Annotated in this window: 17 protein-coding genes and 1 tRNA gene; 4 read left to right on the top strand and 14 right to left on the bottom strand. The window is 58.9% G+C overall.

Features of this window, described 5'->3' with window-relative positions:
* Positions 1-9: 9 nt before the first annotated feature.
* From gap to uvrA, 6 genes are all read right to left on the bottom strand, one after another.
* A complete protein-coding gene (gene gap / locus ACR3YK_RS11755) occupies positions 10-1,017 on the bottom strand; it encodes a type I glyceraldehyde-3-phosphate dehydrogenase (protein WP_486175038.1) in 1,008 nt (335 codons plus the stop codon).
* Between the two features lie 109 nt (positions 1,018-1,126).
* The gene (locus tag ACR3YK_RS11750) at positions 1,127-1,753 is read right to left on the bottom strand and encodes a superoxide dismutase (protein ID WP_486175037.1); all 627 of its coding nucleotides are present in this window, start codon (positions 1,751-1,753) and stop codon (positions 1,127-1,129) included.
* A gap of 108 nt (positions 1,754-1,861) precedes the next feature.
* Positions 1,862-2,845, bottom strand: coding sequence for a DNA-binding protein WhiA (whiA, locus tag ACR3YK_RS11745; protein ID WP_486175036.1), 984 nt, complete (start codon positions 2,843-2,845; stop codon positions 1,862-1,864).
* A gap of 45 nt (positions 2,846-2,890) precedes the next feature.
* A complete protein-coding gene (rapZ, locus tag ACR3YK_RS11740; RefSeq protein ID WP_486175035.1) occupies positions 2,891-3,766 on the bottom strand; it encodes an RNase adapter RapZ in 876 nt (291 codons plus the stop codon).
* Between the two features lie 21 nt (positions 3,767-3,787).
* On the bottom strand, positions 3,788-5,734 hold the full coding sequence (uvrC, locus tag ACR3YK_RS11735; RefSeq protein ID WP_486175034.1) for an excinuclease ABC subunit UvrC: 1,947 nt from the start codon (positions 5,732-5,734) through the stop codon (positions 3,788-3,790).
* A gap of 17 nt (positions 5,735-5,751) precedes the next feature.
* Positions 5,752-8,625, bottom strand: coding sequence for an excinuclease ABC subunit UvrA (gene uvrA, locus ACR3YK_RS11730; protein ID WP_486175033.1), 2,874 nt, complete (start codon positions 8,623-8,625; stop codon positions 5,752-5,754).
* 79 nt (positions 8,626-8,704) lie between these two features.
* Between uvrA and ACR3YK_RS11725 the strand changes: the two genes are divergently transcribed.
* On the top strand, positions 8,705-9,832 hold the full coding sequence (locus tag ACR3YK_RS11725; protein ID WP_486175032.1) for a glycosyltransferase: 1,128 nt from the start codon (positions 8,705-8,707) through the stop codon (positions 9,830-9,832).
* A 65-nt stretch (positions 9,833-9,897) separates the two neighbouring features.
* Here ACR3YK_RS11725 and uvrB read toward each other — a convergent pair whose 3' ends face one another.
* Both uvrB and coaE read right to left on the bottom strand, forming a co-directional pair.
* A complete protein-coding gene (gene uvrB / locus ACR3YK_RS11720) occupies positions 9,898-11,970 on the bottom strand; it encodes an excinuclease ABC subunit UvrB (protein ID WP_486175031.1) in 2,073 nt (690 codons plus the stop codon).
* 59 nt (positions 11,971-12,029) lie between these two features.
* Entirely contained in the window at positions 12,030-12,647 is a 618-nt protein-coding gene (gene coaE / locus ACR3YK_RS11715) for a dephospho-CoA kinase (RefSeq protein ID WP_486175030.1), read from the bottom strand.
* Positions 12,648-12,685: 38 nt separating this feature from the next.
* On the opposite strand from coaE, the gene ACR3YK_RS11710 reads away from it, so the two are divergent.
* Positions 12,686-13,276, top strand: coding sequence for a DUF4126 domain-containing protein (locus ACR3YK_RS11710; RefSeq protein ID WP_486175029.1), 591 nt, complete (start codon positions 12,686-12,688; stop codon positions 13,274-13,276).
* A gap of 77 nt (positions 13,277-13,353) precedes the next feature.
* On the opposite strand, the gene rpsA is transcribed toward ACR3YK_RS11710, so the two are convergent.
* The 4 genes from rpsA to polA all read right to left on the bottom strand — a co-directional run bounded on the left by rpsA (position 13,354) and on the right by polA (position 19,796).
* Positions 13,354-14,820, bottom strand: a complete 1,467-nt coding sequence (rpsA, locus tag ACR3YK_RS11705; protein ID WP_486175028.1) for a 30S ribosomal protein S1 — start codon at positions 14,818-14,820, stop codon at positions 13,354-13,356.
* A 234-nt stretch (positions 14,821-15,054) separates the two neighbouring features.
* Positions 15,055-16,767, bottom strand: a complete 1,713-nt coding sequence (locus ACR3YK_RS11700) for a DUF885 domain-containing protein (RefSeq protein WP_486175027.1) — start codon at positions 16,765-16,767, stop codon at positions 15,055-15,057.
* A 37-nt stretch (positions 16,768-16,804) separates the two neighbouring features.
* Positions 16,805-17,071: an HPr family phosphocarrier protein gene (locus ACR3YK_RS11695; RefSeq protein WP_486175026.1), complete on the bottom strand. Its 267-nt coding sequence runs from the start codon at positions 17,069-17,071 to the stop codon at positions 16,805-16,807.
* Positions 17,072-17,147: 76 nt separating this feature from the next.
* Positions 17,148-19,796, bottom strand: coding sequence for a DNA polymerase I (gene polA, locus ACR3YK_RS11690; protein ID WP_486176413.1), 2,649 nt, complete (start codon positions 19,794-19,796; stop codon positions 17,148-17,150).
* Positions 19,797-19,883: 87 nt separating this feature from the next.
* Here polA and ACR3YK_RS11685 point away from each other — a divergent pair, with 87 nt between their 5' ends.
* Positions 19,884-20,315: a PaaI family thioesterase gene (locus tag ACR3YK_RS11685; RefSeq protein ID WP_341619918.1), complete on the top strand. Its 432-nt coding sequence runs from the start codon at positions 19,884-19,886 to the stop codon at positions 20,313-20,315.
* Positions 20,316-20,399: 84 nt separating this feature from the next.
* Here ACR3YK_RS11685 and ACR3YK_RS11680 read toward each other — a convergent pair whose 3' ends face one another.
* Positions 20,400-21,005, bottom strand: coding sequence for an ANTAR domain-containing response regulator (locus tag ACR3YK_RS11680; protein ID WP_100388959.1), 606 nt, complete (start codon positions 21,003-21,005; stop codon positions 20,400-20,402).
* A 39-nt stretch (positions 21,006-21,044) separates the two neighbouring features.
* On the opposite strand from ACR3YK_RS11680, the gene ACR3YK_RS11675 reads away from it, so the two are divergent.
* Positions 21,045-21,127: transfer RNA gene (locus ACR3YK_RS11675), tRNA-Leu, on the top strand.
* Positions 21,128-21,242: 115 nt separating this feature from the next.
* Here the strand turns inward: ACR3YK_RS11675 and pyk are convergent.
* Positions 21,243-22,688, bottom strand: a complete 1,446-nt coding sequence (pyk, locus tag ACR3YK_RS11670) for a pyruvate kinase (protein ID WP_486175025.1) — start codon at positions 22,686-22,688, stop codon at positions 21,243-21,245.
* Positions 22,689-22,719: the final 31 nt, after the last annotated feature.

Genomic DNA, 22,719 nt, shown 5'->3' with positions numbered 1-22,719 from the left:
CGTTGAGGGTTAGAGGCGTGCGCCGACGAACTCTGCAACGTCAACGAGGCGGTTGGAGTAGCCCCACTCGTTGTCGTACCACGAAGCGACCTTGATCTGGTTGCCGATGACCTTCGTGAGACCAGCGTCGAAAATCGACGAGTGCGGGTCGCCCACGATGTCGGTCGATACGATCGCGTCTTCGGTGTACTTCAGGATTCCCTTGAGGGGGCCCTCAGCTGCTGCCTTGTACGCTGCGTTGATCTGCTCGACGGTGACGTCGGCATTCGTGGTGATCGTGAGGTCCGTGATCGATCCCGTGATGACGGGAACGCGCAGTGCATAGCCATCGAGCTTGCCGACGAGTTCGGGGATCACGAGACCGAGTGCCTTAGCGGCCCCCGTCGAGGTCGGGATGATGTTCTGCGCTGCAGCGCGTGCACGACGCAGGTCGCCGTGCGGGCCATCCTGAAGGTTCTGATCGGCGGTGTACGCGTGAACCGTGGTCATGAAGCCAGTCTCGATGCCGAAGTTGTCCAAGAACACCTTGGCAAGAGGAGCCAAGCAGTTCGTGGTGCACGACGCATTCGAGATGATGTTGTGAACGGCCGAGTCGTAGGTGTCTTCGTTCACTCCGAGAACCAACGTAGCGACGTCGTCGCCGGTGGCCGGTGCAGAAACGATGACCTTCTTGGCGCCGGCAGCAATGTGCTTTGCAGCGTCTACCGACTTAGTGAAGTGGCCTGTCGACTCGATGACGATGTCAACACCCAACTCAGCCCACGGCAGGTTCGAAGGGTCGCGCTCGGCGAAGACCTTGATGGCATTACCGTCGACCACAATGTGGTCATCATCAAACGTGACATCGGCGCCAAGGCGGCCGGTAATGGTGTCGTACTTCAGCAGATGAGCGAGCGTCTTGTTGTCTGTCAAGTCGTTGACGGCGACGATTTCAATGTCGCTGCCCTTGGCCATAGCCGCTCGAAAGAAGTTGCGACCAATGCGACCGAAACCATTAATACCGATTTTTACGCTCACTGTTACTCCAGAAAATCAGGCGTCTAGGACGCGTCGTGCTGTAGTGGTGGGATGTTGCTATTTAGCGGAGACAGGGCTTAAGCCGGGGCCTAACCCGGCCACGATGCCGCTACGAGAGTAGCAGGAGACCGTTTGTCTTCGAGCGAGCTGCGCTGAAGCGGTCTTGGACGTTCGCCCAGTCAACGATGTTCCAGAACGCCTTAACGTAGTCCGCGCGCACGTTCTTGTAATCGAGGTAGTACGCGTGCTCCCACACGTCGAGCATGAGGAGCGGCACGATACCGGCGGGAAGGTTTCCCTGCTGATCGAAGAACTGAACGATGATCAGTCGCTCTCCGATCGAGTCCCAAGCCAGTACTGCCCAACCGGAGCCTTGGACGCCCATGGCCGTGGCAGTGAAGTGTGCGGTGAACTTGTCGAAGGATCCGAAGTGGTCATCGATCGCACTCTCGAGGTCGCCAGTGGGCTTGTCGCCACCGTTGGGAGACATGTTGGTCCAGAAAATCGAATGGTTGACGTGGCCGCCCAAGTTGAAGGCCAAGTCTTTTTCGAGCTTGTTCACGTTGGCGAGGTTGCCGGAATCGCGAGCCTCTGCGAGGCCAGCAATCGCTGCGTTCGCTCCGGTGACGTAGGCCTGGTGGTGCTTGCTGTGGTGCAGCTCCATAATGGTTGCGCTGATGCTTGGCTCGAGCGCGGAGTAGTCATATGAGAGTTCGGGAAGAGTGTAGTCAGCCATCGAAAGTCCTCCTAGGATCTAGATTCCTGTGCCGGCTAAAAAGCACGGCCAGGCGATGATTCCAGTCTAACCACGTCCATGCGACACTCGTGCCGCATGGAGCGAACGCTAAGCCTCGTCCAACTCCGCGGGAAGGTTTGCCTCAGTACCCGCAAGACCTAAATCGCTGGCACGCTTATCTGCCATCGCCAGCAAGCGGCGGATGCGACCAGCAACGGCATCCTTCGTCATGGGTGGGTCGGCGTGGTGGCCTAGTTCGTCGAGGCTGGAGTCTCGGTGGCTCAGCCGAAGCTCTCCTGCATAGCGGAGGTGCTGCGGAACGTCGTCGCCCAAAATCTCCAGCGCGCGTTCTACTCGGGCACAGGCTGCAACGGCGGCTTGCGCGGATCGTCGCAAGTTGGCATCGTCGAAGTTCACCAAACGATTGGCGGTCGCCCGTACTTCACGGCGCTGTCGAAGCTCGTTCCAACTCACCACGGTGGTGTTAGCCCCCATGATAGAGAGCATGGCGCTGATTGCCTCGCCATCACGAACCACGACGCGGTGCACGCCGCGGACTTCGCGGGCTTTAGCCGCGACGCGAAGACGGCCGGCTGCTCCCACAAGAGCCATAGCTGCTTCGTTTCCGGGGCACGTAACCTCGAGCGCGGCAGAGCGGCCAGGGTCAGTTAGTGAGCCTGCAGCGAGAAAGGCGCCGCGCCACACGGCAGCGAGCTCGCCGCGACCGCCGGTGGTCACCCGATTCGGAAGCCCACGGATGGGGCGTCGACGCGCATCCAGAAGTCCGGTCTGGCGCGCTAGCGTCTCTCCCCCGTCAAGCACGCGAACCAGAAGGTTGTTCGTGCGACGGCCACCGCCCGACGAGGCGACGCGTGAGATCTCGGAACGCACGCCGTATAGCTCAGCGATATCGCGGCGTACCCGGCGCGCGAGCAATTCGCTTTCCAGCTCAGACTCGACTGCGATGCGTCCAGAAATGAGATGGAGACCACCGGAGAAACGCAAAATAGTCGCGAGCTCTGCAGCGCGCTCAGTCGTCTTCCCTAACTGAATTCGTGCCAGTTCGTCTTTGACTTCAGCAGTTAATGCCACTAACTGGCCTTCCTTCCACGATGACGGTGCTGTTGGATGAGTAATCTACTCTCGTCCACGGTCCCGATGTTTGATGCTGACGGCTACACCGGGCAGGCCGCTAAGAATAGCTGACAACTCTTCGGCAATCGCGACCGAACGGTGTTTGCCACCAGTACAGCCGATCGCGATCGTTGCGTGTCGTTTATTCTCGCGCTGATACCCGGCGAATACAGGTTCGAGGGCTCGGGCGTAATCCGCCACGAACTCCTGTGCTCCGGGCGCCCCAACCACATACGCACGGACGCGTTCATTGAGTCCGTCTAATGCTTTGAGCTCGGGCACCCAAAAGGGATTAGGCAAGAATCTGCAGTCAGCCACCATGTCGGCGTCCGCTGGAAGTCCGTACTTAAATCCGAAGCTCTCAATAGTAATACGCAATCCAGCATCGTTCTCCGCCGAGAACTTCTCAATGATCGTGGTGGCGAGCTGATGGATATTGAGGTCGGTAGTGTCGATGATGATGTCGCTGTTCGAGCGAATCTCAGCCATGCGTGTTCGTTCGGCGGCGATGCCATCGAGCGGAGTGCCCTCATCTTGGAGCGGATGCGGCCGACGCACCTGCTCGAATCGACGTACCAGTGCCGCATCTTCGGCGTCGAGAAAGAGCACGCGCAAAGACGTGGAGCCTCGTAGGGCTTCGATTGCGTTCTGCGCATCTGAAAAAAGCTTTCCACCGCGAACATCGATGACAGCGGCGACACGCGGGAGCGAATCCCCCGCCCGGTGAGCAAGATCTACGAGCGGCAGAAGCATCTGAGGTGGAAGGTTGTCAACGACATACCATCCGAGGTCTTCTAACGCATTACCAACAGTCGAACGCCCCGCGCCAGACATGCCGGTCACAATGAGGACTTCTTGCTGCTCGGTCACGGGTTTCATGGTGCCTCCAGACTACCCGAGCTAACGCTGACCCAACTTCTCGATGATTGCGGCCGCCGTCGTCTCGCCAATGCCCGGTACTTCGCTCATTTGTTCAGGGGAGGCTGCTCGGAGCCGAGACACTGAACCGAAGTGCTGGAGCAGCGCCTTGATGCGCGAGGGGCCAAGCCCCGGAACGGTGGAGAGCACCGATGAAATGTCTTTCGAACGTCGTTGACGTTGATGGGTGATCGCGAAACGGTGAGCTTCATCGCGAAGTCGTTGAATCAAAAAGAGTGCATCGCTGTTTCGAGGCAAGATGACGGGATAATCAGAATTTGGGAGCCAGATCTCTTCGAGTCGCTTGGCAATTCCCGCCAACTGGATGCCCGAGACACCCGTTTCTTCGAGAGCGCGCTGCGCTGCGTTCACTTGGGGCTGACCCCCATCCACAATGAGAAGCTGTGGCGGATAGGCGAACTTGGAGGGTGGTACCGGAACTTCGCCGCTTTCGGGGGCGGAGCGTGCAGTGTCGCCCACCGCATTAGAGCTTTCCGTTAGCTTCGCTGCTTCCTCGACCTCGGCTGCAGTAGGGACTGCATCGCCGGCAGCGAGGTAAGCGAGGCGGCGCTTCAACACTTGGTAGATCGAGTCTGTGTCATCGGTGGTCTCGGCGATGTTGAAACGACGATAGTGCTGCTTCTTTGGTAGCCCGTCTTCGAACACGACCATGGAGGCGACAACGTTGGTTCCAGAGAGGTGTGAGACATCGAAGCACTCCATGCGCAATGGCGCTTCTGCCATGCCGAGTGCTTCTTGAATATCCGCCAGCGCCTGCGATCGGGCAACAAAGTCGCCGCTTCGCTTCGACTTGTAGAGCATGAGCGCGTTCTTCGCGTTGGTCTCCACGGTTTGCGCAAGTGCCGCCTTCTCACCGCGTCGGGCGACTCGAAGCCGCACCCGAGCCCCCAGGCCCCGTCGTTGCGCTAGCCACTCTTCGAGCGCTGTACTGTCGTCTGGCAGCGCCGGTACTAGTACGTCGCGCGGCGGGGAGGTGTCGTCATAAGCGTTCTGGAGCACCGATTCAACGAGTCCACCGAGCTCGACATCGAGTTCTTTGTCGACGACCCAACCCCGCACACCGCGGATGCGCCCGCCGCGCACGACGAACTGCTGTACGGCAGCCGCAAGCTCGTCGTGGGCGATGCCGAAGAAATCGGCGTCAACGTCTTCAGAGAGCACAATCTGGTTCTTAGCGAGAGCAGTCTCCATCGCGCCGATCTGATCGCGGTACCGCGCAGCGGATTCGTAGTCTTGTTCGCCAGCGGCATCCGTCATTTTCACCCGGATGGAGTCCAGCATTCGAGAATCGTTGCCCGCCATGAACGACGCGAAGTCAAGAGCGATCGACTTGTGATCCTCTTGAGACACTCGGCCAACGCAGGGAGCGGCGCACTTGCCAATATCGCCGAGGAGGCAGGGACGTCCAGTCTGCTGGGCGCGCTTGTACACCGACGTGGAACAGCTGCGCATCGGGAATGCCTTGAGTAATACGTCAACAGTGTCGCGGATAGCCCACGCGCGGGAATACGGTCCGAAATAGCGAGCATTGGGAAGGTTTCGGTTCCGAGTGACGAGCACCCGTGGAACCTCGTCGCCCATCGTGATCGCCAGATACGGGTAAGACTTATCGTCTTTGTACTGAACGTTGAAAGGTGGATCGAATTCCTTGATCCAGGTGTACTCCAGTTGGAGCGCTTCGAAGTCGTTGCCAACAATCGTCCATTCGACGTTCGACGCCGACAAAACCATGCGCCGAGTGCGCTCGTGAAGCGTCGCCAACGGGGCAAAGTAGTTACTCAATCGGGCGCGAAGGTTCTTCGCCTTACCGACGTACAGCACTCGTTTGTTGTCGTCCGTGAATCGGTAGACCCCTGGCTGGTTCGGGATATCGCCCGCTCGGGGCCGCCACGCGACGGTACTAGCCACGGTGCATCCCTCGCGTTCTAGACACGGTTGCCGCTCAACACCTCAGCGAGGAACTGACCAGTATGGCTGCTGGCAACTTTGGCTACCTTTTCTGGTGTGCCAGTCGACAGCAACTCACCGCCGCCAGAACCACCTTCAGGACCGAGGTCGATGAGCCAGTCCGCCGACTTGATGACGTCCAGGTTGTGCTCGATGACGATGACAGTGTTGCCCTTGTCGACGAGTCCATTAAGAACGAGGAGCAACTTACGTACATCCTCGAAATGCAGACCAGTCGTCGGCTCGTCGAGAACGTAAATGCTGCGGCCCATGGAACGCTTCTGCAGCTCAGTGGCAAGCTTGACGCGCTGGGCTTCACCGCCCGAGAGGGTGGTCGCGCTCTGGCCAAGCCGTACGTAGCCGAGTCCAACATCTTCCAACGTCTTCAAGAAACGGTGGATGCTGGAGATCGCCTCGAAGAACTCTGCGGCCTCGCTGATCGGCATATCGAGCACTTCGGCGATGTTCTTCGCTTTGTACTTCACGGCAAGCGTGTCGCGGTTGTACCGGGCTCCCCCGCATACTTCACACGCGACGTAAACGTCGGGCAGGAAGTTCATTTCAATCTTGATCGTGCCGTCACCCGAGCAGTTCTCGCAACGGCCGCCCTTGACATTGAAACTGAAGCGACCGGGAAGATATCCACGCGCTTTAGCGTCCGCGGTCTCTGAAAAGAGAGTTCGAATCTTATCGAAGACCCCTGTGTAGGTGGCCGGGTTCGATCGTGGTGTGCGGCCGATCGGGTTTTGATCAACGTGCACAACCTTGTCGAGGTTCTCAAGGCCAGTAACGCGTGTGTGCTTTCCCGGGATCTGGCGTGCGCCGTTGAGCTCGTTGGCGAGCACCTTGTACAAAATGTCATTGACGAGACTGGACTTGCCCGACCCGCTCACCCCCGTCACCGCTGTGAAGGTTCCTAAGGGGAACTTGACCGTAAGATTCTTGAGGTTATTGGCTTTAGCACCTTCAACCACGATCTGACGGGTCTTGTCGACGGGGCGGCGCTTCTTCGGCGTCTCGATCGCCTTTCGCCCCGAGAGATAATCAGCCGTTATTGAGTTCTTGTTCTTGAGCAGATTCTTGTACGAGCCAGAGTGAACAACTTCTCCACCGTGCTCGCCGGCACCTGGCCCGATATCAACGACCCAGTCCGCTGTTCGAATAGTGTCTTCGTCGTGCTCGACCACGATGAGCGTGTTGCCGAGGTTTTTCAACTTTACGAGCGTCTCGATCAGTCGACGGTTGTCACGCTGGTGCAACCCAATGCTGGGCTCATCGAGCACGTAGAGGACTCCGGTAAGGCCAGAACCGATCTGGGTCGCCAGTCGGATACGCTGCGCTTCTCCACCGCTCAGCGTGGCTGCTGCGCGCGCGAGATTGAGATAGCTCAGCCCTACTTCAACCAAGAACTCGAGGCGCAAACGAATTTCACGCAGCACCTGCGCGGCGATCCGAGCATCCCGATCGGAGAGTTCCAGTTCCTTCATGAAACCGTAGGCATCAATCAAGCTGAGCTCGCAGATATCCGAAATGCTGTTATCAGCGACCGTGACAGCGAGGACCTCAGGCTTGAGTCGTTTTCCATCGCAGACAGGGCACGGAATCTCTCGAAGGTACGCGGCGTAACGCTGACGCTGAACGTCGGTCTCTGCCTCGAGGTACTTGCGTTCGATGTACGGGATCACGCCTTCGAAGCCGGTCGAGTACTTCATTTCTCGGCCGTAGCGATTCTTCCACTTGACCGATACCTTGAAGTCGTTGCCGCGCAGTACAGCCTCGCGCACATCGTCGGGCAATTCGCCCCACGGGGTGTCTAGAGAGAAGTCGAGGTCACGAGAAAGGCCGTCAAGTAACTTTTCGAAGTAATTGTAGAGACCCTTGCCCGCCTGCGCCCAGGGCAAAATGGCGCCCTCAGCGAGGCTCACCGAGTCATCGGCAACGAGGAGATCTGCGTCGATCGACATGCGAGTACCGAGCCCTGAACACTCCGGGCAAGCGCCAAAAGGAGCGTTGAACGAGAACGTCCGCGGCTCAATCTCGGTGAGTTGGACGGGGTGGTTATTCGGGCACGACAGTTTTTCGGAGAACGAACGCCAAGCGGCATCACCCTCTTCGTCCACAAAATTGATCGCAACGGTGCCATCGGTGAGACGAAGCGCAGTTTCGAGGGAGTCGGTGAGACGCGTCAGGATATCGTCGCCAGCGACTAGTCGGTCGACGACAACGGAGATGTCGTGTTTGAACTGCTTCTTGAGCTTGGGCGGATCACTGAGCTGCACAACATCGCCGTCAACAATGGCGCGAGAGTAACCGCTCGATGCGAGTTCTGCGAAGAGATCAACGAATTCACCCTTCTTCTGCGAGACCACGGGGCTCACCACCTGGTAGCGCGTGCCCGTTTCGAGCTTCATGAGCTGGTCGGCGATCTGCTGCACCGATTGGCGCTCGATTTTTTCGCCACAGACAGCGCAATGCGGAACACCGATGCGGGCCCACAAGAGCCGCATGTAGTCATAAATCTCTGTGATCGTGCCGACAGTAGAGCGAGGGTTGCGGTTGGTCGATTTCTGATCGATCGACACCGCAGGGCTCAAGCCTTCGATGAAGTCGACGTCGGGTCGATCCACCTGTCCCAAGAACTGGCGGGCGTAGGCCGAGAGAGACTCAACATAGCGGCGTTGACCCTCCGCGAAGATTGTGTCGAACGCAAGGCTCGATTTACCCGAGCCAGACAGGCCGGTAAAGACGACAAGAGAATCACGCGGAATCTCCAGATCGACGTTCTTGAGATTGTGAACCCGAGCGCCGCGGACGCTGAGGTGAGAATTAGGAATCGACTGTGCAGTAGTCACCCTTCCTATTCTACGGAGACCACTGACATTGCCTGTGCGTTTGCCCAGCCGCGAGAGTAGTAAGCGGGATAATGGCACCATGCACATCGCGCACGTCACGAGTTTCTTCACTGCACCCTCGCTCGGTCCCTCGAGCGCGGTCCGCTCTCGAGGGCTCGCGTACCTAGCGGCAGGCCACGAGTTCACAGTCATCGTTCCGGGTACAGAGCCGTCTGTGGCGTGGGCCGAGTACGGCACGGTCATTACGGTTCCTGCTCGAGGACGCTCCCTATCTCGTGGCTTCGTGCCGATAGCGAAAGCAATACGGCGCGCGCTCGAGAGGATTGTTCCGGATCACATTGAGGTCGCCGATCGCCTGAGCGCTCGAGAGCTCGGGTCATGGGCGCAACAGAACTGTATCCCCGCTATATACATTGTCGACCAGTCAAGCAAAGTTGCGCCGAGCATCCAGAACCACGTCGGTTACGGCCGGGTAGTCAGCGTGGCTCCCCTAGCTCGGGAGCTCGCGCATCTAGAAACTGTGCGCGACTCCGTACGGGAGGCGGGCTCCAGCGATCGCGTAGCAGCAGCGGCAGCGGCTAGCGACGATGAGGTGATTCACGCCCCGGCGGGGGTGAACGTGGAAGTGTTTTCTCCGCTTCGCCACAACAGCATTCTTCGCGATTCCAGCAGCGCAGACATCGTCCTTTTGTGCGCAACGCCCCTCACCTCTGCCGGGATGCCTAGCCTCGCCATCGACGCGGTCAAACGGCTCATTGCAGGAGGTGACAACGTTCAACTGGTACTCATGGGAGACGGACCCCTACTGGGGCGTCTGGATCGCAACACGAGAGGGCTGCCCGTGCAGTTTCTGAGCGCAAGCGATCTTGGGCTCGCTGAACGTGCCGAAGTTTTTGCTACCGCTGACATCACCCTAGTGACGGCAGAAAACCATCACGGCCACGCCGTTGCACTGGAATCGCTCGCTTCAGGAACGCCCATTGTTGCAACCAGCGGCTCCACACCATCGATCCTTATCGTGGACGGTGGCGGACTCTCAGTTGAGCCGGACCCGAACCATATTGAACGCGCACTGCGCATCATTCAGGGCGAGCCGGTCGAGAAGCGACGTAATGCAGCACGCGCTACCGCGCTCCCCTATGACTCCGCTGAATCAGAGCGCATGCTCCTCGCTCTCCATGAATCGCTACGCGCCCAGGGCGAGTAGCCCCTCACCGCGAGATAGCTCCACTAGCCGTTGCTAACGCGTATGCCGGCGGCACGCACCGACAATTATTTCAAGTGACCGGCCTGCTCCATCTTTCGTAGCTCTTTCTTGAGTTCTTGAACCTCATCCCGCAGCCGAGCAGCGAGTTCGAACTTCAGCTCGGATGCTGCCTGCAGCATCTGTTCGTTGAGGTCTGAAATTATTTGTTCGAGATCGTTGCCACCAGCGGCCGCAATTCCTTCACGCTTGAGGTTCGGAGTCGGAGCGCGTTTCTTGCCGTCCCTGCTGCGCGTAGCGAGCAGTTCGGCGGTGTCTGCGCCTTCACGGAGCAACGCATCTGTGATGTCCGCAATCTTCTTTCGAAGGGGCTGAGGGTCGATGCCGTGCTCGGCGTTGTATGCGATCTGTTTTTCCCGGCGCCGGTCGGTTTCTTCGATCGCGAAAGCCATCGAGCGAGTCACGACATCGGCGTACATGTGCACTTCACCCGAAACGTTACGCGCCGCGCGTCCGATGGTTTGGATGAGCGAGGTTGACGAGCGAAGGAAGCCCTCCTTATCGGCATCAAGGATTGCCACGAGCGAGACTTCCGGCAGGTCGAGGCCCTCTCGAAGCAAGTTGATGCCGACGAGAACGTCGTAGACTCCCTGGCGGAGTTCTGTGAGGAGTTCGACCCGACGCAGCGTATCGACATCCGAATGCAGGTAGCGCACGCGCACACCATTCTCCGAAAGGAACTCGGTGAGTTCTTCAGCCATCTTCTTCGTGAGTGTGGTCACCAAGACGCGTTCATTGTTCTCCACCCGGGCCGTGATCTGTTCGAGCAGATCATCGATTTGGCCCTTGGACGGCTTGACGATGATGTGGGGGTCGATGAGACCCGTGGGGCGGATGACCTGCTCAACAACGGAGTCGGTGATTCCAAGTTCGTACTTACCAGGCGTTGCTGAAAGATACACCTTTTGGCCCACCCGGTCGAGAAACTCCTCCCACTTGAGCGGTCGGTTGTCGAGCGCACTGGGAAGGCGGAAGCCGTGCTCCACCAGAGTTCGCTTGCGCGACGCATCGCCTTCGTACATCGCGCCGATTTGCGGCACGGTGACGTGCGACTCATCGAGTACTACGAGGAAGTCATCGGGGAAGTAATCGAGCAAACAGCTCGGTGGCTCCCCCGGTTGGCGCCCATCCATGTGGAGCGAGTAGTTTTCGATGCCGTTGCAGAAACCGATTTGTTCCATCATTTCGATGTCGAAGGTCGTGCGCATGCGAAGGCGCTGTGCCTCAAGTAACTTGCCTTGACGTTCAAGAATGGCGAGACGATCTGCCAGTTCCTCTTGAATCGAGACGATAGCCGTCTTGATTGTTTCCGGGCTGGCCGAATAGTGCGTGCCGGGGAAGACGGAAACTGAGTCCATCTTTTTCACGATATCGCCCGTGAGCGGGTGCAGCGAGTAGAGGGCTTCGATCTCATCACCGAACATTTCGATCCGGATTGCTAACTCCTCGTACACCGGAATGATCTCGATGGTGTCGCCACGCACTCGGAAATTACCACGAGAGAAGTCATAGTCATTGCGCTGATACTGCATGCCAACGAATTTGCGAATGAGCGTCTCCCGGTCGATGCGCATACCCACCTGCAGAGCAATCATCGCTTCTAGGTAGGATTCTGCGGCACCTAATCCATAAATGCTCGATACCGTCGAAACCACTACGGTGTCGCGGCGGCTCAGTAGCGAGTTCGTAGTGGAGTGACGGAGGCGCTCAACCTCGGCATTGATAGAGGAGTCCTTCTCGATGAAGGTATCTGTCTGAGGGATATAGGCCTCAGGCTGGTAGTAGTCGTAATAGGAAACGAAATACTCAACGGCGTTGTTGGGCATCAAATCACGGAACTCGTTGGCCAGTTGGGCCGCGAGCGTTTTGTTGTGCGACATGATGAGCGTTGGTCGTTGCACCTGTTCGATCAACCACGCCGTCGTTGCCGACTTGCCCGTACCGGTGGCCCCCAGCAGCACGATGTCTGTTTCGCCCGCGTTGATGCGCTGAGCCAACTCCTTGATCGCTTGAGGTTGATCTCCCGAAGGAGAGTATTCGCTGACTACCTCAAAAGGACGCACGGATCGCGTTGGCTGCATCCCTCAAGTGTAAACAAGGGCACTGACAACAAGCCTGAAAGCGCGGCCTCTTGGGGCTCTTAGACGGAAGGCACCAGCGTGCTGCGGAGTTGGTGCCATACGTCATCCGCTTGGGCAACAGTGCTCTCGAGGTTGTCTCCGGAATCAACAACGAAGTCGGCGATGGCACGGCGCTGAGCGCCAGTCGCTTGCGACGCTACGCGACGCTCCGCCTCGGTGCGATCGATGCCGCGATGATCAATGAGGCGTTGCACGCGAAGCTCTGGGTCGGCCTCGACAGTCACAACCGCCTTGAACTTTGCTAGCGGCTGACCGGACTCCACGAGCAGTGGCACATCGTAGACGACGAAAACGTCAGGGTTCTGCTCTGCGGCCTGCTCAAAACGCTGATGCGCGAGAGCACTGATCGCGGGATGCGTGATCGCGTTCAGGGCCTCGCGCGCTTTCACATCGCCAAAGACGCGGGCGCCAAGCGCCTGACGATCGAGCGTTCCGTCGCTCTGCAACACTTTCTCACCGAAACGCTCGGCAATAGCCCCTAGCGTCGGTGACCCCGATGTCACAACTTCACGCGCGAGAGAATCCGCATCAACAATCACAGCTCCGTGTTCCGCCCACCGCGCAGCGACAGTCGATTTGCCTGCGGCAATGCCTCCGGTAAGCGCGATCAAATGCATTCCCTAATGCTAACCTCGGCTTGTCGAAAGGGCCTACGATGCTCGAAGTTCTCACCGGAAGCGGACTCGCTGTGGCGGCAGGTCTTAACGCGTACATACCCCTGCTCGTGCTCGGGGTCGCGGGCCGAACGCTGGACTTCGTCGAATTGCCCAGCGCCTGGGTCTGGCTCGAGAATCCTTGGGTGATTGCGATCCTCGGCGTCCTTCTCGTCGTCGAGGTCATCGCCGACAAGGTGCCAATGGTCGACTCAATCAACGACTGGATTCAAGCAATCGTACGACCGGCCGCCGGCGGCATCGCTTTTGGCACCGGCGCTGCTTCAGAAACAGCGGTCGTCACTGACCCGGCGTCGTTTTTCTCATCGAACGCCTGGGTGCCCGTAGCGATCGGAATAGTTCTCGCGCTAGGTACGCATGCCACGAAAATGGCCGCCCGCCCGGTGCTCAATGCGGCAACAGCCGGAGTAGCAGCGCCGGTGGTGAGCACCGTAGAAGACATCAGCAGCGTAGCGCTCAGTCTGCTCGCGCTAATCGTCCCGGTGATCGGAACAATAGCGCTCGTCGGGCTTATTGCATTGCTGGTGGTGCGAGTGAGACGAGCCCGTCGAACCAAGGTTCGCAGTTCGTAGCGCCTACCGCGTCGTCGCTTAACTGACTGTGGCCAGCCTCCCGAGGGAGACTGGCCACAACGTTCAGCTAGGTGCTACTAGTTGTTGCTGGAGAGCTTCTCGCGCAGAGCGGCAAGAGTCTCGTCGTCTGCGAGCGTTCCCGCTCCTGCAGTCGATGCAGCGTCGTCGTTCGAGAACGAGGACGCTCCGGCGGGCGCGCTGCTGATCGATTCTTCCTGAATCGCTGCGGCAGCAACCTGCTTCTTGTGCTGTTCCCAGCGAGCTTGGGCAGCAGCGTAATCCTGCTCCCACTTCTCGCGCTGCGACTCGAAGCCGTCTTTCCACTCGTTGGTCTCGGGGTCGAAGCCATCCGGGTACTTGTAGTTACCCTGGTCGTCGTACTCCGTGAGCATTCCATAGAGAGCCGGGTCGAACTCGGTACCCTCGGGGTCAACACCCTCGTTGGCCTGCTTGAGGCTCAACGAGATGCGGCGACGCTCGAGGTCGATGTCGATGACCTTGACGAATACTTCGTCGCCAACCGACACGACCTGCTCGGCGAGTTCAACGTGCTTACCCGAAAGCTCGGAGATGTGCACGAGGCCCTCGATGCCGTCTGCGACGCGAACGAATGCACCGAACGGAACGAGCTTGGTGACCTTACCGGGAGCAACCTGTCCGATTGCGTGGGTGCGGGCGAATACCTGCCACGGGTCTTCCTGCGTTGCCTTGAGCGACAGCGACACGCGCTCGCGCTCGAGGTCAACCTCGAGGATTTCAACCGTAACTTCCTGGCCAACTTCAACGACTTCTGAAGCGTGCTCGATGTGCTTCCACGAGAGCTCCGAAACGTGGACGAGGCCGTCTACGCCGCCGAGGTCAACGAATGCACCGAAGTTGACGATCGAGGAAACGACACCCTTACGAACCTGGCCCTTGGCGAGGTTGTTGAGGAACGAAGTGCGGCTAGCCGACTGCGTCTCTTCGAGGAGTGCACGGCGCGACAGAACAACGTTGTTGCGGTTCTTATCGAGCTCGAGGATCTTGGCTTCGATCTCCTGGCCGAGGTACGGCGTGAGGTCACGAACACGGCGCAGCTCGATGAGCGATGCCGGGAGGAACCCACGAAGTCCGATGTCAACGATGAGTCCACCCTTGACGACCTCGATGACCGAACCGGTGACAACGCCATCCGATTCCTTGATCTTCTCGACGTCGCCCCAAGCACGCTCGTACTGTGCGCGCTTCTTGGAGAGGATGAGGCGGCCTTCTTTGTCTTCCTTTTGGAGAACGAGGGCCTCAACGGTGTCACCAACGTTGACGACCTCAGTGGGGTCAACGTCGTGCTTGATGGAAAGTTCACGAGAGGGAATGACACCCTCAGTCTTGTAACCGACGTCGAGGAGAACCTCGTCGCGGTCGATCTTGACGACGGTGCCTTCGATAAGGTCACCATCGTTGAAGAACTTCAGCGTCTTTTCGACCGCGGCGAGGAAATCTTCAGCAGATCCAATGTCATTGATGGCGACCTGCTTGGGTGCCTTGTCGGTCGTTGCGTTTGTCATGTAGTAGTTGCTCCGGTATGGGTCACGCTTCGAGAAGCGCATAATTGGGCCGACGACGAAATGAATCTTGTGGATCGCCGAAGGCAGGCGAATAAGAAGTCGCAATTGCGACACTCCAGCCTAGCCCTTCGAAGCCCACAAAACCAACCGCTAAGCGCCGGTATTTCGCGGATGTCGCTTCATCCGCATCCACAGCGGACCGATACTCGCGCACCGCGAGTGACGACCGCGGGATTACGATGCCGAGTATCGGGCCAACAGCGCTGCACGAAGAGTGTCGAGACCGACGCCGCCGACGTTCAGAGCTCGCCGGTGGAACTCTTTGAGATCGAAGTCCGCCCCCTCGTTGGCTTGGCACTCGTCTCGCAACTGTTCCCAAATGCGCTGACCAACCTTGTAGGACGGGGCTTGCCCTGGCCATCCGAAGTAACGGTTCACTTCGAACCGCACGTTTGCCGGGTCCAAAGTCACGTTGTTCGTCATGAAGTCGAGCGCATAGTCCCAATCCCACACGCCAGAACCCGTGAGCTTAGGTTTACCGAGGTGCACGCCGATGTCAAGAACTACCCGAGCCGCTCGCATCCGCTGGCCGTCGAGCATCCCAAGACGATTCGCAGGGTCGTCAAGGAAGCCCAGATCACTCATGAGTCGCTCGGCGTAGAGCGCCCAGCCTTCGGCGTGACCGGAGGAACCGGCCAGCTGACGCCGATACGTGTTCAGCTGATCGCGGTTGTAGACAGCCTGAGCAATCTGGAGGTGGTGGCCGGGAACGCCCTCGTGATACACGGTCGTTGCTTCGCGCCAAGTCGTGAACTCCGTCACCGATTCCGGAACAGACCACCACATGCGGCCAGGGCGCGAGAAGTCATCACTGGGGCCGGTGTAGTAGATGATTCCATCGTGCGTGGGGGCTATCATGCACTCGAGAGCGCGCATCGGTTCGGCAATGTCGAAGTGGGTGCCCGCCAGCGCCTCGATCGCTTCATCGCTGAGCTTCTGCATCCACTGCTGCAGAGCATCAGTGCCATGGAGGGTGCGGGAGGGATCAGCGTCGAGAAACTCGATCGCTTCGGCAATCGAAGCGCCCGGCTTGATCTCGTGAGCAATCTCCTGTTGCTCGGCCGTCATGCGCGCAAGCTCTTCGATTCCCCATTCATAGGTCTCGTCCAGATCGATTTTCGCGCCGAGGAACGACTGCGACTGCAGCGCGTACAAATCGCGACCGAATGCATCCTGCGCTGTTGCATTCGGCGCCAGTTCCTCTGCCAAGAAGTGTTCGAGCTTCTGATAGCTGGATGCTGCAGCCGCTGCGCCCTCCGACAACGCGGAGTTGAGCGTGCTGCTGCCACTCACCGCGGCGGCCTGGGCAATGAACGAGTCAAAGAACCCGCCGGGAGCCGCGATCTGGCGCGCCTGGGCGATCACTTCAGCGACTTGACGCTGGGCAGGAACGACTGAACCTTCGATTCCGTGACGAAGCGTTGCGATGTAGCCGTCGATTGCCTCGGGGATGTTGTGAAGACGCTCGGCGATGACAGACCAATCCCCTTCAGTCGCGATCGGCATCAGGTCAAGAACGCCACGAATATCTTGAGCCGGGCTAGCGAGGTTGTTGAGATCGCGCTTCCACAGTTGAGCGGCATCGGAATCGAGATCGAGTGTGAGCGTCGAGATCATCTCTGTCTTGGTGACGACGTCGACGTCATCAACGATCGGTGCGGCTTCCAGTCGCGCCAGCACATCGCGGGTAGCCGCGACCACATTCGCGTGACCTTCAGGTGAGTAGTCGGCATAGCCCGAGTGCTCCCCCGGCGAACCGATATAGGTTCCAATAGCGGGATTCAGGTCCACCAGCTTTTCTACCCACTCCTCAGCGATCGCGTCGATCGGTGTGGCCGCGCGGGGTGCATCGTGGGCTGCTGCGGATGAGGTGTTCGTCTCTGACATCGTTGTCGTGCTCCTTCGAATGGCCGGGGTGGGTCTGTTAGTTGTCGAGTTCGCTTGCGAGTAGCTGAGCGAGAGAATCCAAAGCGGGGTCGGCACTCTCGTCGTCGGAACTGAGAGTGATCGTGTCTCCATAGCCGATACCCAGCGAGAGCACACTGAGGATGCTGCCCGCGTTCACGGTCGTGCCCGCGGCATCCGTCAGCATCACTACAACGCCACACTCAGCGACCGCTTGCGCGAATACCGAAGCGGGGCGGGCGTGCAGCCCCACTTTCGAACCAACAGTGACTGTTCTGCTACTCACATCTGCTCCTTCGTGGGGTGCGCGCGTGTTGCTCGTGCATTCCGGGTACGGCGTACGGCATCGGCAACCGGCGCGACTAGTGCGCGGCAGCGTCCCAGTTGTGGCCCGTACCGATTTGTACATCGAGCGGAACCGTCAACGACGCAGCCCCTGACATTCGCTCATGAACGAGTGTAGTCATTCGTTCGAGTTCTCCCCCAGCGATTTCAAAGACCAGTTCGTCGTGCACCTGAAGCAGCATGCGCGACTGAAGCCCTTCGCTGCGAATGTCCGCATCGATCTGCAACATTGCCCGCTTGAGGATGTCAGCTGCCGAGCCTTGAATAGGCGAGTTGAGGGCCTGACGTTCTGCGTTATCCCGCAGAACGCGATTCTTGGAGTTGAGGTCTCCGAAGGGACGGCGGCGGCCGAAGATTGTCGTGGTGTACCCGTCGACTCGAGCCTGCTCAACTACGTTGCGCAGGTAGTCCCGCACTGCGCCGAAGCGAGCAAAGTAGTCAGTCATCAGCGTCTTGGCTTCACTGGTCTCGATACGCAACTGCTTGCTCAAACCGAACGCACTCAACCCGTAGGCGAGCCCGTACGACATCGCCTTGACCTTGGTGCGCATTTCGGCGGTGACGTCTGCCGGCTCGACGCCGAAGATGCGAGAGCCGACGAAACGGTGGAGGTCCTCGCCCTCGTTGAAGGCTTGGATAAGACCCTCATCGCCGGAGAGGTGGGCCATGATGCGCATTTCGATCTGCGAGTAGTCCGCAGTGAGGAGAGTGGAGAATCCCGCGCCCGCTTCGAACGACGCGCGAATCTTTCGCCCTGTGGCCGTCTTGACCGGCACGTTCTGCAGGTTGGGATCGTTCGAGGCTATGCGGCCCGTGCTGGATCCGGCCTGCTCGTAGGTCGTGTGCACACGACCAGAGTCATCGATCGCTTTCTCAATTCCGGTGATGATCTGAACCAGCTTGGTCGCATCGCGATGCTGAAGCAACAGGTCAAGGAACGGGTGAGGTGCTTGTTCTTGGAGATCGGCGAGACTGGCAGCATCCGTCGAGAACCCAGTTTTATTGGCACGAGTTTTCGGCATTTCAAGCTGGGTAAACAGCACGTCTTGAAGCTGCTTGGGGCTACCGAGGTTGATCTCGCGCCCAATCACTTCAAACGCATTCCGGGCGACGTCAGCCGCAGTCGTACTGAGCGACGAGCTGAGATCAGTGAGCAGCTGGCGGTTGACGGCGATTCCGGTGCGTTCCATCTGCGCGAAGACGGGCACAAGCGGCATTTCGATGTCGGTGAGAACCGCAAGGGATCCCTCGTCGAGGCGCGACGCAAGGTATTCAGCTAGCCGCACGACGTACCAAGACTTCGTTGCAGGACTCAGCTCTTCGGTTTCGGGGACCAACTGGTTGGGATCGCCCTGCTCGATCGTCTCCCCGAGGTAGTTGTAAACCTGTGCCTCAAGCTCTTCGGGCTTACCACTCGGCTTGAGCACCCAGGCTGCCAACATCGTGTCGAAAGTGACACCGGCAATGTTCAGACCCGAGTCTGCGGCTATCTTGAGCTGCGTCTTGGCGGAGTGCATGAACTTGGGCGAATCACTCGCAAGCCACGTCGTGAGCGCCTCGTAGTCGGGGCGATCAGCAGCCCAAGGAACGAACGCTGTCTCGGTGGCTGTCGCGAGCCCTAGCCCGGTCACAACGCCGTCCACGCTCGTGACCGTGAGCCCGAGCGGCGCCGTGTTGTCTTTGCTGTTGGTAGAAATCCACTTAGCGAGCTCTTCGTCGACCATGGTGCGGATGGCGGGAATCGCCGCCGCGTCATCAACGGCGTCGGATGATGCCGCGGCAGTCGCGTCGTCGCCGCGTTCGGCGGCAGCGATCTTCATTACTCGCTGCAGCAGGGTCTTGAACTGCAGACGATCGAATACCTCGCGGACGGCCGTCTCGTCGATAGGTCGACGGTCGAGGTCTCCCACGCTCACCGGCAAGTCGACATCGGTCAGCAAGTGGTTGAGCTTGCGATTACGCGCAGGTCGATCGATCTGATCGCGAAGATTTTGGCCGACGACGCCCTTGATCTCGTCAGCGTGAGCCAGCACCTCGTCGAGGGAACCATACAGATTGACCCATTTGACCGCGGTCTTCTCCCCCACCTTGTCGACGCCGATGAGGTTGTCGCTGGTCTCCCCGACGAGTGCTGCGACATCCGGATACTGATGGGGTTCGACGCCGTAACGCTCGAACACTGCATCGCGGTCGTAACGCTTGAGCTCAGAAACGCCGCGAGCGTTCGGGTAGAGCAGGGTGACGTTGTCGTTGACCATCTGGATCGCATCACGGTCGCCTGACACTACGAGCACCCGATAGCCGTTCTCAGAACCCTCGTTCGCGAGGGTTGCCAGAATATCGTCGGCTTCGAAGTCTTCTTTGCTGAGCGTCTGAATTCCCATGGCTTTAAGCGCTTCCTCAAGAAGCGGTATCTGACCGACGAACTCGACGGGCGTCTCGCTGCGGGTTCCTTTGTACTCGGGGTACTCACGGGTACGGAAGGAGTATCGCGAGATATCGAACGCGACCGCTAGATGCGTTGGTTTCTCGTTCTGAAGAAGAGAAATCAGCATCGACAAGAAACCGTGGATGGCATTGGTGTGCTGCCCCTCGCGGTTCTGAAAACTGTCGACGGGGAGCGCGTAAAAGGCTCGGAAGGCCAGCGAGTGGCCGTCAATGATCATAAGAGTAGGCTTTTGGGAATCCGACACGCAGCCAGCCTAGCCGGGGCTGCCGACAGCGGAAACGGCCCAACAAGAAGGACACCCTCTGTGAAGTACCCCGATGACCTCGATCCGGAACTAATTGCACGACTTGTCGAGTCAGGGGGCGGCTCGCTTACACGCAAAATGGGCATCGAATTTCTCGAGCTCGGTGCTGAACGTTCAGTGGCGACGATGCCGGTGGAAGGCAATACCCAAGTAATCGGCATCCTTCACGGCGGAGCCCACGTCGTACTCGGAGAGTCCCTGGGCTCGATTTCGTCCGCCATCCACGCCGGCCCCGGGCGCATTGCCATGGGAATCGAAATCAACGCGACGCACAGTCGCTCAGTGCGCTCTGGCGTCGTGACCGCTACCTGCACCGCGCTTGCTCTGGGGCGCACTCTAGCGACTCACGAAATCGTTGTTCGCGATGAGCAAGAGCGTAGGCTCTCCACGATTCGGATTACGAACATCCTGAAAGATCGCCCCACGACGTAACCACGGGCGTGTCGCCCGCTAGAGAAAAACGAAAACCCGGTTCGCCTCGCAATCACGAGGCGGACCGGGTTTGTGGTGAAGCGTCTACTTCTTGGCGCTCAACTGATCGATGATCGCCTGCGAAACATCGTGCATCGTGAGACGGCGATCCATAGAAGCCTTCTGAATCCAACGGAAGGCGTCTGGCTCGCTGAGCCCCATCTTCTCGTTGAGAAGCCCCTTGGCGCGATCGACGAGCTTGCGCGTTTCGAAGCGCTCGACGAGGTCGCTGACCTCGGCCTCGAGCGTAATGATTTGGGTATAGCGGCTGAGCGCGATCTCGATCGCGGGCAACAAGTCGTTGGGGGTGAAGGGCTTGACAACGTAGGCCAGAGCGCCGGCCTCCGACGCACGCTCCACAAGCTCCTTCTGGCTGAACGCCGTGAGCAGCACTACGGGAGCAATGTGGTTGGCGCTCAAGCGCTCGGCTGCGGAGATTCCGTCGAGCTGGGGCATCTTGACATCCATGATGACCAGATCGGGGCGCAGCTCAGTCGCCAGGGCGACAGCGGTCTCGCCGTCACCGGCTTCTCCAACAACCTCGTAGCCGGCATCCCGCAGGATTTCGACTATGTCCATGCGGATGAGCGACTCATCTTCGGCAACGACAACGCGGCGAGGAGCAGTTTGATTGGTGTTTTGGTCAGTCACAGAGCCAAGCCTACGGTATTCTATTCAGCGTTGTAGTCAGCCGAATTGGCGGAATGGTAGACGCGGAGCACTCAAAATGCTTTGTTCGAAAGGACGTGTGGGTTCGAGTCCCACATTCGGCACAGCAAACAAGGGAAAACCGGGAGCAGTTCTGTTCCCGGTTTTTTCTCGTTAACGAACTCTGCGGCACGAACTCGAAAGTTCGTGCCGCAGAGGGGCCTCAGAAGCGTCGTGACGCTACTTTGTGGCCCACGCCGGTGCTTTGGCGTTGACGGCATCGCCAATGACGTGCACGCGCAGGTCGTTGGTGGAACCGGAGATTCCGGGAGGGGATCCCGAGATTACGACGACCTTGTCGCCGACCTCTGCGAGTTCCTGTCCGAGAAGAATTTCATCAACCTGACGGTACATCTCGTCGGTGTGGGTGACGCGGTCGACAATGAAGGATTCGATACCCCAGATCAGCGACATACGACGCTGGATCTCGGGGCTCGGAGTGAACGCCTTCATCGGGATACGGAAGCGTAGACGCGACATACGACGAGCCGAATCCCCTGACTCCGTGAAGACGCAGACGAACTTCGCTTCGACGAACGACGCGACCTCTGCGGCGGCCAGCGTGATGGCGCCACCCTGCGTCTTCGGCTTGGTACCGAGTTCTGCGATGCGGTCGAGACCGTGTTCCTCGGTGGACTCTACGATCTTCGCCATGGTCTGCACGGTGATGACCGGATACTCCCCCACGCTGGTCTCACCACTAAGCATGACGGCGTCAGCACCATCGAGGATAGCGTTGGCAACGTCAGAGGTCTCGGCACGCGTCGGTACGGGACTGGAGATCATCGACTCGAGCATCTGAGTCGCGACGATAACAGGCTTAGCCATGCGGCGAGCAAGCTCGATAGTGCGCTTCTGAACGATCGGTACCGCTTCGAGTGGAAGTTCAACGCCGAGATCACCGCGAGCGACCATGATGGCATCGAACGCGTCCACGATGGCTTCGAGATGATCGACAGCCTGCGGCTTTTCGATCTTGGCAATGACGGGAACGCGGCGGCCTACTTCGTCCATAATCTCGTGCACTCGAACGATATCGTCCGCGTTGCGAACGAAAGAAAGCGCGATGACGTCAGCACCGAGCTTAAGCCCCCAGCGCAAATCGTCTTCGTCCTTCTCAGAGAGCGCAGGCACGTTAACAGCAACACCGGGGAGGTTGATGCCCTTGTTGTTCGAAACCGCGCCCGCCACAACGACCTCGGTTGTCACGACCGTGTCAGTTGCAGAAACAACCTTGACTTTAACCTTGCCGTCGTCGATCAGGAGGAAATCGCCAGGGGCAACGTCTTGGGGCAGTCCCTTGAACGTCGTGCCGCAGATTTCACGGTTACCCACGATGTCTTCGATAGTGATCTTGAAGATGTCGCCAACCGCGAGGTCGTACGGGCCGTCTTCGAACTTGCCGAGACGAATCTTGGGCCCCTGAAGGTCAACCATCACCGCGACCGGCTTGCCGGCATCCTGAGCGGCGCGACGAACGTTCGCGTACACCTCTTCGTGGACGGCGTAGCTTCCATGACTGAGGTTCATACGGGCAACATCGACACCTGCATCGATGATTGCCCTGATGTTCTCGTAGCTCGACGTAGCCGGGCCGAGTGTCGCGACGATTTTAGCGCGTCTCATATCTTCCTTTGACGGGTTAGTGGTGGTGGTA

Source organism: Salinibacterium sp. 10G20-15 (genome assembly GCF_057365065.1).
This window is presented reverse-complemented; position numbering and strand designations above follow the sequence as displayed.